This window comes from Streptomyces sp. Y2F8-2, assembly GCF_014905555.1.
In the GTDB taxonomy this organism is placed as follows: domain Bacteria; phylum Actinomycetota; class Actinomycetes; order Streptomycetales; family Streptomycetaceae; genus Streptomyces; species Streptomyces cynarae.
The window spans coordinates 274,579-287,122 of record NZ_BNGS01000002.1 but is presented as its reverse complement, the minus strand read 5'-3'; the positions used below and the strand labels follow the sequence as shown (position 1 = coordinate 287,122).

Sequence of the window (12,544 nt, the reverse complement as noted above, 5' to 3'; positions counted from 1 at the left end):
CGTATGGCACCCCGTGTCACCTCGCAAGGCACTGGGTGCCAGAAAGTCCACTCAGATGAAATCTTTACGTAACAAATGAGCGATGATCGATCAAAGCTACCGCTGAGTAGACGCTGCGGAGGCCCTTGTCACAGAAGGCAGCAGGCAGGCCAGCAGGCCAGCAGGCCAGGCAGCCGGGCCTGCTGGGATCGCCGGCGCCTCCCCGGGCCCCGGAGGGGACTGCGTGCCCGTGCGCCGCTTGCGGGGCCCGGCCCGGACGCAGCCCAGGGGCCGGGCCCCGCAGTTCGAGGACGAGGCCGCCAGGCGGACTGCCGGGGTCTGGGGGGCAGCCCGCGGGACGGGAAGGAGAAGGAGTGGATGGGCGCGTGCCCAGTGGCTCCTGACGTCCACCGCAGGGCACGACGTGCCGGGCCCTCTTGGCGACAGGGCGCCCGGTGGTGCAGACGGTGACCGGGGGAGCGGACCCGGAGCCGGTGGCCCGCTGCGCTCCGAGCCGTTCCCCGCGCCGCGGCCGGCGTCGCGGTCGGGCGCCGCGGCCGACCCATGGACCGGGCTGGGGTTACGAGCGCTCCTTGAGCGCCTGCTCGATGGTGCGCATGACCTCGTCCAGGGGCGCGTCCGTCCTGGCCACCGTGACCAACACCTCCCCGTGCGTGGTCGCCGAGGCCTTCGCCGTCCGGGGCGCGGTGTCCCGCCCGGCCCCGATCCCCGTTCCGAACGTCTTGCGGACGATTGCGAAGGCGTGGTCCAGCTGCGCCTCCACGTCTCCCTGGCCGCCCGCCCGCAGCCAGCGCCGCAGGACGTGGTTGTGCGCGGTGACCACCGCTGAGGCGGCGACCTCGGCGAGCAGCGGGTCGTCGTTCGCGTCGTCGTCGTGCGCGTGCTCGTCGAAGTGGCCGAGGAGGTAGCGGGTGAAGAGGCGCTCGTAGCGGGCGACCGAGGCGATCTCCGCCTCGCGCAGCGTCGGCACCTCGCGCGTCAGCTTGTAGCGCTGCACGGAGATCTCCGGCCGGGCCGCGTACATCTTCATGACTTCCTTGATGCCGCGGCACACGGTGTCGAGCGGGTGCTCGTGCGCGGGCGCGGCGTTGAGCACCGCCTCCGCCCGGATCAGGGTGTCGTCGTGGTCCGGGAAGATCGCCTCTTCCTTGGAGCGGAAGTGGCGGAAGAAGGTGCGCCGGGCGACCCCCGCGGCTGCCGCGATCTCGTCGACGGTGGTCGCTTCGTACCCCTTGGTGGCGAACAGCTCCATCGCCGCGGCCGCCAGTTCCCGGCGCATCTTGAGCCGCTGGGCGGCGGCGCGAGAGCCTGCGGCACTCTCCGGCGCGTCGGGCGTAGCTGGTGTACGTGAGGACTTGGCGGGCTGGGACATGACCCGAACGTACTGCATCTGCGCAGGATGGTGCGCATGCCCCGGGTTCCCCCCGCCCCGCGCGGGCGGGGGGTGACCGGTCGGGTCGAGCAGTCCGCCCCAGTCGGCGCCGCCGTGGAGCCGGTCGCCGCGCCGGTCAGCGCTTGGCATATTCGCGGAAGCCGCGGCCGGTCTTGCGGCCGAGGCAGCCCGCGGCCACCAGGTGTTCCAGAAGCGGCGCGGGGGCCAGGCCGGGGTCGCGGAACTCCCGGTGCAGCACCTTCTCGATGGCGAGCGAGACGTCCAGTCCGACCACGTCCAGCAGTTCGAACGGGCCCATCGGATAGCCGCCGCCCAGCTTCATCGCCGCGTCGATGTCGTCGAGGGACGCGTAGTGCTCCTGCACCATCTTCACGGCGTTGTTCAGATACGGGAACAGCAGCGCGTTGACGATGAATCCGGCGCGGTCGCCGCAGTCGACGGGGTGCTTCCTGATCGAGCCGCACAGCGCGCGCACTGTCGCGTGGACGTCTTCCGCCGTCAGCACCGTGCGGACGACCTCGACCAGCTTCATGGCCGGCGCCGGGTTGAAGAAGTGCATGCCGATCACGTCCTGCGGGCGCGAGGTGGCGCGGGCGCAGGCGACGACGGGCAGCGAGGAGGTGGTGGTGGCGAGGATCGCGCCCGGCTTGCAGACCTTGTCGAACGTGGCGAACAGCTGCCGCTTGACCTCCAGGTCCTCGGCGACGGCCTCCAGGGCCAGGTCGACGTCCGCGAAGTCGTCGTAGGAGCCCGTCGGCCGGATCCGGTCCAGCGTCTGCGCGGCCGCCTCCGTGGTCATCCGGCCCTTGTCGACCGAGCGCGCCAGCGACTTGCCGATGCGGGCCTTCGCGGCCTGGGCCTTCTCCTCGGTGCGGGCCGCGAGCACGACCTCGTACCCGGCCTTGGCGAAGACCTCGGCGATCCCGGACGCCATGGTGCCAGAGCCCGCGACACCGACCGAGCGCACCGTGCGACCCGGGACGAGTGAGTCGCCCTCCAGCGGGGTCAGCGCGTCCCGGACGACGACCGGGCTGTTCGGCGCCTCGTAGGTGTAGAAGCCGCGTCCGGCCTTGCGGCCGGTCAGGCCCGCCTCGCTGAGCTGCTTGAGGATCGGCGCGGGCGCGTGCAGACGGTCGTGGGAGGCGGCGTACATGGCCTCCAGGACCGTGCGGGCGGTGTCGATGCCGATCAGGTCGAGCAGGGCGAGCGGGCCCATGGGCAGCCCGCAGCCCAGCTTCATCGCGGCGTCGATGTCCTCGCGCGAGGCGTACTTGGACTCGTACATCGCGGCAGCCTGGTTCAGGTAGCCGAACAGCAGGCCGTCGGCGACGAAACCGGGCCGGTCGCCCACCGCGACGGGCTCCTTGCCGAGGTCGAGGGCGAGGTTGGTGACCGCGGTGACGACCGCGGGCGCGGTCAGCACGGACGAGACGATCTCCACCAGCCGCATCGCCGGGGCCGGGTTGAAGAAGTGCAGCCCGAGGACGCGCTCGGGGCGGGCCGAGTCGGCGGCGAGCCGGGTCACGGAGAGGGCGTTGGTGCCGGTGGCGAGGATGGTGTCCGGGCGCACGATGTCGTCGAGGGCGCGGATGACCTGCTGCTTGATCTCGTACGACTCCGGGACCACCTCGATCACCAGGTCGGCGTCGGCGGCGGCCCGCAGGTCGGTGAAGGTGCGGAAGCGGGTGAGGGCGTCCTCGCGTTCCCGCTCGGTCATGCGGCCGCGGCTGACGGCGCGGGCGGTGGCGGTCTCCAGGGTGGCGACGGCCTTCGAGGCTGCGGCCTCGTCGATGTCGATGCCGACGACCTCGCGGCCGGCCCGGGTGAGCACCTCGGCGATGCCGGTGCCCATGGTGCCGAGGCCGACGACGGCAACGGTCTTGAGCGGGGACAGGGGGGTGTCGGAGAAGGGAGTGGCCATCGCGGGACTCCAGATGAGGGTGACGACTGAGGGAGCGCGCCTGGGTGCGCCGAGGGCGCACCGCAGGGCGGAGAGTGCGGGTGCTTGCCGGGCTGACGAGCGCACACGCCCGGAGCCGTGTCACGGACGTGCACACGCCCGCCAACGGCGATACCGACCGGCCCTGTCCCGGAGCCGGGTCGTACTGAGGTACGTGATGTACCGAACCGACCAGCACTCACGACGGCTGCGTCACCAGGCCGCCGCGAGTCTCGCGAGTGGGTAACTCGCTCGTCTGAGCTTAACCCGCGGGTAACGAGCGCGCCAGCCCTCAGGTTTGTGATCTGGGTCCCGCCGCCCCGGCCGCGCCCCTAGGCTCGGGAGCATGGACGAAGCGTTGCGATCACTCACGGAGCGTGTGCGGGCCGAGAGCGGCGGGTCCCCGGCCTGCGAGCGGCTGGTGGCGACCGGTGATCAGGACGAGCTGGCCGCCGTGCTGACCGAGCCGGGGCAGCCGTTGTGGGCCCGGGAACTGGCCGCCTTCCGGCTCGGCGTCGCGGGCGACCGGCGGTCCTTCGAGACGCTGGTCCTGCTGCTCAACCACCGCGACCCGCAGCGTTGCGCCTCGGCTGCCCACGCCCTGGCCCGGCTCGGCGACCCGCGCACCGCCCGCGCGGCGGCCGCCCTCGCCACCAACGAGCTGCGCGTCGCCTACGCCCTCCACCCCGTACGCCTGCTCGTCGAACTGGGCGCCCCCGAGGCCGTGCCCGCGCTGATCACCACGTTGCAGCGCCGGCTCCACCCGCACGATCCCTACCGCAAGGTGGCGCTCGCCTGTGTGGAGGGGCTGGGCGCACTCGGCGACCCCCGCGCCAGGCCCGTTCTGAACGAGGCGCTCGCCCATCCGGCCCTGGCGGAGGCGGCGGTCCGCGCACTGGCCCGCATCCCCGGCGGGCGGTGACCACCGCGCGGGATCACCGAGCCACGGATCGATCCGGCACGATCGCGTACGCCTCGATCTCCATCAGGAACTCCGGGCGCACCAGGGCCGCCACCTGCACCGCCGACGACGCGGGCAGCCGGTCGTCGGGTATGTGCGCGGCGCGGGCCTCGCGGATCGCAGGCATGTACGCCATGTCGGTGACGAAACAGGTGAGTTTGACGACGTCGTCGAAGGTGGCTCCGGCGGCCGCCAGGCAGCGGCGCAGGTTCTCGAACACCTGCCGGGCCTGTGCCGCCGGGTCGCCCTCGCCGACGGGCTTGCCGCCCTCGTCCAGGGCGAGTTGGCCGGAGATCGCGACGAAGCGGCCGGTGCCCATGACGACGTGGGAGTAGGGGGCCGCGGGGGCGACCCCGTCGGGGGCGGGAATCCTGGTCAGCTCGCTCATGGGTCCCATGGTGGACCACGGGTGTGACAGTGACCTTCGACGTCCCCGACGGGCGCCGTCCCCCCGGCCGCTCAGCCGCGGAAGCCCAGCAGCCCGTGCAGCGTCGAACCGTGCCCCGCGCCGGACGCCTCCGGGAACGCGGACTTGCCGGTCAGCGGCTTGGGATCGGGGAGCTTCTGGCACACCGCGTCGATGTCGCCGGTGCCGCGCGGCACCGTACCGTCGGCGAGGTAAGCCGCCAGATATCTGTCGAGGCAGGCGTTCCCGCTCAGGGTGACGCCGTGGTTGCCGCCGCCCTGTTCGACCACCAGGCTGGAGTCGTGCAGCAGGTGATGCACCGTCATCCCGCCCTGGTACGGCGTCGCGGCGTCGTCGGTCGCCTGGAACAGCAGCGCCGGCGGCAGCGTGTCGTTGGACACGTCCACCGGCCGCAGCGATCCCGTCGGCCAGAACGCGCACGGCGCGTTGTACCAGGCGTTGCTCCAGGTCATGAACGGCGCCTTGGCGTACACCGCCCATGTGTCCGCGCCCCACCGCGACCAGTCGCGCGGCCAGGAGGCGTCACGGCACTGCACCGCGGCGTAGACGGAGTAGTTGTTGTCCCCGGAGGCGTTGACCGCGCCGAAGCGTTTGTACGCCTCGACCAGCGGACGGGGGTCCTTGTCGTTCACATAGGCCGCGAACGCCTCGGCGAGGTGCGGCCAGTAGCCGTTGTAGTAGCCGCCCGGCATGAAGGTGTCCTCCAACTCCGAGGCACCCACCTTCTTCTCGGCCGGATTCAAGGCCAGCGCCGCCCGCATCGCCTTCCACTTGACCTCGACGACGACCGGATCGGTGCCGAGCCCGTACACCGCGTCGTGTCGCGCCACCCACGCCAGGAACGCCCGGTGACGGTCGTTGAAGGCGTAGTCCTGCCGGATGTTGTTCTCGTACCACACCCCCTCGGGGTCGACAATGGAGTCGAGCACCAGACGGCGCACCCGCTGGGGGAAGAGCTTCGCGTAGACGGCGCCCAGGTAGGTCCCGTACGAGTAGCCGAAGTAGCTGATCTTCTCGGCCCCCAGGGCCTGCCGGATCGCGTCCAGGTCGCGCGCGGTGCTCACCGTGTCCATGTACGGCAGCACGTCCGCGTACTTGGTGGCGCACGCACGGGCGAAGGAGGCGACGCGGGCCAGGTTCACCTTCTCCCGGGAAGGGGTGAGGGGAATCGCGTCCGGGCGGACCGGGGTGAAGTAGCCGGGCGTGCAGTTCAGGGCCGGCTTGCTCTTTCCCACGCCCCGCGGGTCGAAGCCGATGACGTCGTACTGCGCCGCCACCGTCTTGGGCAGCGAGGAGGCGACGTATCCGGCGAGGGTCAGACCGCTGCCTCCGGGCCCGCCGGGGTTGACCAGCAGCGGTCCCTGATACGTCTTCGCGGTGTGCGGAACGCGGGACAGCGCCAGTGTGATCTGCTGTCCGCGCGGGGTGGCGTGGTCCAGCGGCACCGTGACGGTCGCGCACTGGAGCGTCGGATACTTGGTGGTGCCGCACTTCTTCCAGGTGAGGGGCGCCGCCGGTGCGGTGTCCGTGGTGCGCGGTGTGCTCGCGTCGGCCGGGACCGTGGTGAGCATCCCGGCCACCACCAGGGCGGCGCCGCACAGCACGGCTGCGCGGTGTGTCATGTCGGACCTCCCAGGACGGAGGGGTTCGGACCGCGAGTGCCGGGTCCTCGCCGCATCGTCTCGGAAAGACCGTCCGGAAGAGCGCTGTTCAGGCTGCGGTTGACCCGATTGGGCCGTGCAAGCCGCTCGTATGCGCGTCGATCACAGGAGCGACAGCTGCAGCGGGCCGGTCACCGTGGGGTCCCCCCGGCACAGGCTCGGGCCGACCCGGCAGCTCACCCGACCGCCAAGGACCCAGGGCAGACGGCATGCTGCCCTGGGCCCCACGTCCGTCAGCAGGTCGCCGAGCTGGAAATGCGCACGGCGTCGAGCTGTCCGCCGGAGACGCTGAACGTGCTCTGCGGCGGGAGGCACGCGGTGGTGCCGCCCACCCAGCGGATGTACGCCACGTCGTCGTGCCGGGTGTTCACCACGCTGAGCGGTGCACTCGGCTTCGACGGCAGGGCCTGCCAGCCCGACGTCACGTCCTTGAACCGGCCGATGACGGTTCCGTTCTTGATGAAGCAGACGTAGGGGTAGGAGCAGGTCGCTGTGGCGCTCTGATCCGCTGCCCGAGCTGTGACGGTTCCGCCCGCCAACAGTGCGCCCGTCGCCGCCAGTGCGGCCGTCGCCGCGCGGATCCTGCCGACTCTTCCAGTCGTATTGATCGATTTCATGAGTGTTCCCCCTTCTGGTCATTGGTCATGACGAGGTATAGGGGAAGTGATGTGAGTGCAACGAGTGTCAAACAGGCCATACCGGGGGCCCCGTGGCCCACCACCGATTCCGGGTCGAACGCCCCCTGCGTGCCGTGCTCTTCCGCACGCCTCGCCTATGCTCTATGCGCTCTGCAGGTTGGCATGCCCCAGACGAGACATGCCTCGGTTCGCTTCATGGAAGGTGCGCGTGGCGCCCATAGGAAGATTCAGGCGGCTGGCCGTGGTCGCGGCCGCGGCCGCCCTGTTCGCCGGGCTGGCGGGACAGCCCGCGACGGCGGCGGACACACCCACGGTGACGCAGCTGACGCTCAGCGGCGACCAGTTCAAGATGACGGACACCAGTTACGTCGCTGCGACGAACAACCTCTACAACAACTACCTGACGGACCACGCCAGTCTGACGGACGTCATCACCACGAACTACACCACGAACTCGTCGGGTGCCACCGACTCCTGGCTGAACCTGCGCTCGATGCGAACCTGCTCGGGCAACGAGACCAAGGCGCTGCCGCCGGTGACCACCAAGGTCGCCTGGTGCTGGTCGTCGGCGCACGGCGACGACACCACCCAGCACTGGTACCCGCAGGGCCTGAGCACCACCGGTACGGCCGACGGCAGCGACGGAGCGATCCAGGGAGACCACGTCGCCGCGGTCTCCTGGCACTACGAGACGCTGTCCGGGGAGACCTCCAGCGGCTGCAAGACGGACAACCTGCTGAAGCTCACCTTCATCGACCGCGACACCGGCAAGTACCGCCACGTCCTGCTCGCCGAGCCGACCAGCACCTCGTCGAGCGCGTCGAACTTCAAGTTCGTCACGGGCCATGGCGGTGGCATCGTCTGGTACTCGAACTACATCTACGTCACGGACACCGCACACGGCATCCGGGTGTTCGACATCAACAAGCTCGCCAAGGTCGACGACTACGGCTCCGGCGTCAGCACCTACGGCATCAACGGCGGCCGCTCCAGCGCGTGCGGCTACCCGTACGTGCTGCCCGAGGTGCACTACTACCAGCAGTCGGGCACACCCACCGCGTGCGACTCCGACGCGAACGCCGGCACCCTTGACCCCGACCACCTCTGCTACTCCTGGCTCTCCCTCGACAAGACCGGCGGCAGCCCGTACAAGCTGGTCACCGGCGAGTGGTACGGCGGCGTCGACGGCGGCCGCGTGGTGCGCTACCAGCTCAACCCGACGAGCTCCTCGACCTACCCGGGGCTGCTCAACATGTCCAGTGGCAAGACCGTCATCCAGGACGCCTACGCGGCCTCCCGCTACCGGGGCCTGCAGGGCGGCATGACCTGGACCGACGACCAGGGCGTGCTGAACTTCGCCTTCCACAAGGGCTGCGGCACCCAGCCCGGCGTGTACTCCCACACGTGGATCGGCGACACCCGGGCCGGGACGACCTGCGCGGCCGGCGGCAACTGGGCGGCCGGGCCGCCGCAGGCCCTGAGCTACTGGCCGAAGCTCGACGCGACCCAGGTCGACGAGCTGTGGGGGCTGACCGAGGGCATCTGCTACAGCCCGAGCGACCCGAGGTACGACGAGCACACGCCGACGAGCACGCTGGACGCCTGCTACGGCTACAACGGCTCGACGACCTCGTCCCTGCGCACGGTCTTCGCCGTCGGCTTCACCGACCCGGCGGTGCAGAACCTGCACTGACGTGACGCACGTCGTACGGGCCCGTTCCCGGCGCCACACGGCGCCGGGAACAGGCCCCGAAAAACTCGCCAGGGCCACCGTCGCCGTCATCTGCTCGTGGGTGGCGCGCGCACCCTTCGGACACCGATCCGCTCGGTTGCCGTGGCCTCCATGTCCCTGGCCACACTGTGTGCTTGGCACACCTGGCGGACGCTGACCGCGGCGCCTACCAACGCGCCCCCAGCTCCGTCTGAGCCGGCGTGGCGCGTTCGGTCAAGCGCCGTTGATGATGCGGTCGAGCAGCGCTCGCGCCTCCGCGGTGCGGCGGTGGTCCCGGCCGAAGGCGGCCAGGCAGGCGTCGTGCGCAGCCGCGGCCCGGGTGCGGGCCTCGGTACCGCGCCCCAGCCCCAGGAGGGCGGTGGCCGCGGCCAGTTCGACGGCGCCGGTTTCCGGCCGGCGCTGCCCCTCGGGCAGGCTGCGATGCAGCTCGTCGGCGCGCTCCGCCTCGGCGAGAGCCTCCTCGTGGCGGGCCTGCCCGTTGAGGCTGCGGGCCAGGCCGAGCCGCAGGACCAGGGTGAACCGGTCCGGTATGCGAGGGGCGGTGAGCGCCTCGCGGGCGAGCGCTTCAGCCTCCGGGTGGCGGCCCTGTGCGTTGAGGGCGTAGATCAGTCCGTTCTGGGCGGCCGCCGCTATGAGCGGCATCTCCGGCCCCGTGCCGCGGGTCGCGGCCCGGGCAACGGCCGCGCACTCTGCCTCGCATTCGGCGTGCTGGTCAAGCGCGCTCAGCGCCGTCTGGGCGCGGTCCGAGCGCAGTTTCAGGGTCAGCGGGTGTTCGGCGCCGAAGACCCTGCCGAAGACCGGCAGAACTGCGTCGTATGTGGCGAGGGCCTCGGCGTGGTGGCCCTGGCCGCTCGCCGCGAGAGCGGCGATGCTCAGCGCCAGCGGCGCGTGCGGGTCGTCGCGCGGCCGGGATCGGGCCGCGGCCACGGCGCGGGCCTCGGCCTCCGCCTCGGCATAGCGCCCGGCTTCGTACAGGGCCATGACCGGTGCCAAGGGCGATCTCGTCCTCTGCCCGGCGTCGATTCGGCCGCGCGGCCGGAAGAATTTCATGCGCGGAGCATACGGACGCTGCGCACGCCTGCTCGAGGAGAGCTGGCCCACGGGTCCGCGCAGGTCAAGCGGGCACGGTGACCCGCAAGTTCGGGTCAGGTTCTCGGATGACCGCGAGCAGACGGCCGTCTCGATCCTCTGCGCATCCCGGCGCGGAGGAGCCCTTGGCCTCGCAGGGTGATCGAGACCATCGTCTTGCTACCGGCCGGCCGTCTGGGAACGTCTGCTCGCCCGGGCCGGGTTCACGTCGGCTGAGGCCCGCACGATCGATGCGCACAAGCCGGGTCACATCGGCACGCCGGTGGTCCACGCTCGCCGATGGCGCTCCCGTATACGGCCCCGCCCGTTCGCTTCGCCAGTGGTGGACGGGTGGGATTTCCCGAGTCGACGAGGACGGAGACGCGCATCCCGAGGGCGTCAAGATGTGGAGCAGGTGGCCTCACCGGGGTCGCTCGCGTCGCGCTCGATGCGCTGAAGGGTGCGCTGGTCGATCCACGTGAGCTCGACAAAGCGCTCTTGGGTGTGGCCGGCCTCACTGCACCCACAGGGGCCGCTCGTATCCGCGTCGCTCACAGGAGCGAGAGCTGTGTCGGTCCGGTCGCCGTGGGTTCCGCCGCGACGGGTTCGGGCTCGGATCGGCGGATCCTGCGTGGCATCCCGGGGCGCGTCGGGCCGATGCCGTACTCCTGGGCCAGTTCGTGCACCTGGCCGGTGATCCGGCGCTGGTACCACTTCGGGGCGTAGGCGCCGTCCGCGTACAGCCGTTCGTAACGGCGTACGAGGTACGGATGCCGGCGCTCCAGCCAGGCCATGAACCATTCGCGCGCGCCCGGACGCAGATGCAGCACCAGCGGGGTCACCGAGGTCGCCCCGGAGGCGGCGATCGCCCGTACGGTGGCGCGGAGCTGGGCCGGGTGGTCGCTGAGGAAGGGGATCACGGGGGCCATCAGGACACCGCAGCCGATGCCGTGCTCGCCGAGCGTGCGCACGACGTCCAGCCGGCGCTCCGGGGCGGGGGTGCCCGGTTCGACGGTGCGCCACAGCTCCTGGTCGGTGAAGCCGACGGAGACGGAGATGCCGACGTCGGTGACCTCGGCGGCCTGCTTCAGCAGGTCGAGGTCGCGCAGGATCAGGGTGCCCTTGGTGAGGATGGAGAAGGGGTTCGCGTGGTCGCGTAGTGCCGCGATGATGCCCGGCATCAACCGGTAGCGGCCCTCGGCCCGCTGGTAGCAGTCGACGTTGGTTCCCATCGCGATGTGCTCGCCGCGCCAGCGGGGGGAGCCGAGGTGGGCGCGCAGCAGTTCGGGGGCGTTGACCTTCACCACGATCTGGGTGTCGAAGCCGAGCCCCGTGTCGAGGTCGAGGTAGCTGTGCGTCTTGCGGGCGAAGCAGTACACGCACGCGTGTGTGCACCCCCGGTAGGGGTTGACCGTCCACTCGAAGGGCATGCGGGAGGCGCCCGGCACCCGGTTCACGATCGAACGCCCCCGCACCTCGTGGAAGGTGATGCCGCGGAATTCCGGGGTGTCGAAGGTGCGGGTGGTCACCGCGTCGGCGTCGAACAGCGCGGCGCCCCGGGCCGCGGCGGGGTTCTCGGCCAGATGATCCCAGCGCATGGGCGCCTCCTCGATAGCACTGCGCCACAGAATAGAACACACGTTCCCTTGATCGCGATGTGGATTCGGTCGCAGGTTCGAATTAAGGGAAGGTCGCCCCCGACCTGCGGCTTTCCGGGGCGGGCAGTCGCGCGTCGGCGCGTGCCATGTCGGCGCGCCCCTCACCCCCGCGGCCCTGTCTGCGTCATAACAGAGGGATGCAGCAGTCGAGACCGCCGGGGAGCCCCTCCGAGGGCGTACGTCATCTCACCCTGGAAGCCGCGGGCATCACGCTGTCCTGCCTGCTCGCCGAGGTGCCGGACGGCGCGCCGCGCGCCACCGTGGTCGCCCTGCACGGCGGCGGCATGACGGCGGGCTACTTCGACGGGCAGGCCCACCCCGACCTGTCCCTCCTCACCCTCGGAGCGCGCCTCGGCTTCACGGTGCTCGCGGTGGACCGGCCCGGCTACGGGCTGTCCGCCGGCCGGCTGCCCGACGGGCAGACCCTCGCCGAGCAGGCCGAGGTGCTCCAGGCCGCCCTGGAGGCGTTCGCGGCGCGGCACGCCACCGGAGCGGGCTTCTTCCTGCTCGCGCACTCCTACGGCGGCAAACTCGCCCTCGTGACGGCCGCGCGCGCCGACGGGCTGCTCGCACTGGACGTATCCGGCTGCGGCCACCGCTACGGCGTCGAGCCCGCCGAACTGCTCGAGATCGGGCGCGGCGCGCACCGGGGGCGCAACTGGGGTCCCCTGTGGCTGTATCCGCCGGGGACGATCCGCTCGATCGGCTCGCTCATCGCACCCATGCCGGCCCGTGAGGCCGCCGAAGTCGCCCACTGGCCCGCGCTGTTCGAGGACCTGGCGCCGCGGGTCCGGATCCCGGTGAGGCTGACCTTCGCCGAGCACGAGGCGTGGTGGCTGCACGGAGAACGGGACCTCGCCGACCTCACCGCGCGCCTCACGGCGGCGCCGGTGGTCCGCGTCGAACGCCAGCCTGCGGCGGGCCACAACATCAGCCTGGGCTGGGCGGCGCGCGCGTACCACCTGCGCGCGCTCGCGTTCTTCGAAGAGCGCCTGTCGGTGTCCGCAGAGGATGAGCGGCAGTTGACGGCACGGGTGCGGTCCGGGGCGACGCCCCGGGTGTGATGG

Annotated in this window: 10 protein-coding genes; 3 read left to right on the top strand and 7 right to left on the bottom strand. The window is 71.3% G+C overall.

Going from position 1 to position 12,544, the window contains the following annotated elements; genetic code table 11:
* Window positions 1-559: 559 nt before the first annotated feature.
* Both SY2F82_RS06655 and SY2F82_RS06650 read right to left on the bottom strand, forming a co-directional pair.
* On the bottom strand, window positions 560-1,372 hold the full coding sequence (locus tag SY2F82_RS06655) for a TetR family transcriptional regulator (RefSeq protein WP_200418023.1): 813 nt from the start codon (window positions 1,370-1,372) through the stop codon (window positions 560-562).
* A gap of 136 nt (window positions 1,373-1,508) precedes the next feature.
* Entirely contained in the window at window positions 1,509-3,314 is a 1,806-nt protein-coding gene (locus tag SY2F82_RS06650; RefSeq protein ID WP_200418022.1) for a 3-hydroxyacyl-CoA dehydrogenase family protein, read from the bottom strand.
* A 364-nt stretch (window positions 3,315-3,678) separates the two neighbouring features.
* Between SY2F82_RS06650 and SY2F82_RS06645 the strand changes: the two genes are divergently transcribed.
* Entirely contained in the window at window positions 3,679-4,254 is a 576-nt protein-coding gene (locus tag SY2F82_RS06645; protein ID WP_200418021.1) for an adenylosuccinate lyase, read from the top strand.
* A gap of 13 nt (window positions 4,255-4,267) precedes the next feature.
* On the opposite strand, the gene SY2F82_RS06640 is transcribed toward SY2F82_RS06645, so the two are convergent.
* The 3 genes from SY2F82_RS06640 to SY2F82_RS06630 form a co-directional block, all read right to left on the bottom strand.
* Window positions 4,268-4,681 carry a RidA family protein gene (locus tag SY2F82_RS06640; protein ID WP_200418020.1) on the bottom strand — a complete coding sequence of 138 codons (414 nt, stop codon included), beginning with the start codon at window positions 4,679-4,681 and terminating at the stop codon, window positions 4,268-4,270.
* A gap of 71 nt (window positions 4,682-4,752) precedes the next feature.
* Complete coding sequence (locus tag SY2F82_RS06635) at window positions 4,753-6,342, bottom strand: alpha/beta hydrolase (RefSeq protein ID WP_200418019.1); 1,590 nt, start codon at window positions 6,340-6,342, stop codon at window positions 4,753-4,755.
* Between the two features lie 272 nt (window positions 6,343-6,614).
* Window positions 6,615-6,998, bottom strand: a complete 384-nt coding sequence (locus tag SY2F82_RS06630) for a hypothetical protein (RefSeq protein ID WP_236041233.1) — start codon at window positions 6,996-6,998, stop codon at window positions 6,615-6,617.
* 229 nt (window positions 6,999-7,227) lie between these two features.
* On the opposite strand from SY2F82_RS06630, the gene SY2F82_RS38705 reads away from it, so the two are divergent.
* Window positions 7,228-8,712, top strand: a complete 1,485-nt coding sequence (locus SY2F82_RS38705; protein WP_236041232.1) for a hypothetical protein — start codon at window positions 7,228-7,230, stop codon at window positions 8,710-8,712.
* Between the two features lie 252 nt (window positions 8,713-8,964).
* On the opposite strand, the gene SY2F82_RS06620 is transcribed toward SY2F82_RS38705, so the two are convergent.
* Together SY2F82_RS06620 and SY2F82_RS06615 are read right to left on the bottom strand one after the other, a co-directional pair.
* The gene (locus tag SY2F82_RS06620) at window positions 8,965-9,801 is read right to left on the bottom strand and encodes a tetratricopeptide repeat protein (protein ID WP_200418018.1); all 837 of its coding nucleotides are present in this window, start codon (window positions 9,799-9,801) and stop codon (window positions 8,965-8,967) included.
* 569 nt (window positions 9,802-10,370) lie between these two features.
* The gene (locus tag SY2F82_RS06615; RefSeq protein ID WP_200418017.1) at window positions 10,371-11,417 is read right to left on the bottom strand and encodes an Rv2578c family radical SAM protein; all 1,047 of its coding nucleotides are present in this window, start codon (window positions 11,415-11,417) and stop codon (window positions 10,371-10,373) included.
* Window positions 11,418-11,614: 197 nt separating this feature from the next.
* Between SY2F82_RS06615 and SY2F82_RS06610 the strand changes: the two genes are divergently transcribed.
* Complete coding sequence (locus SY2F82_RS06610; RefSeq protein WP_200418016.1) at window positions 11,615-12,541, top strand: alpha/beta hydrolase; 927 nt, start codon at window positions 11,615-11,617, stop codon at window positions 12,539-12,541.
* Window positions 12,542-12,544 lie beyond the last annotated feature (3 nt).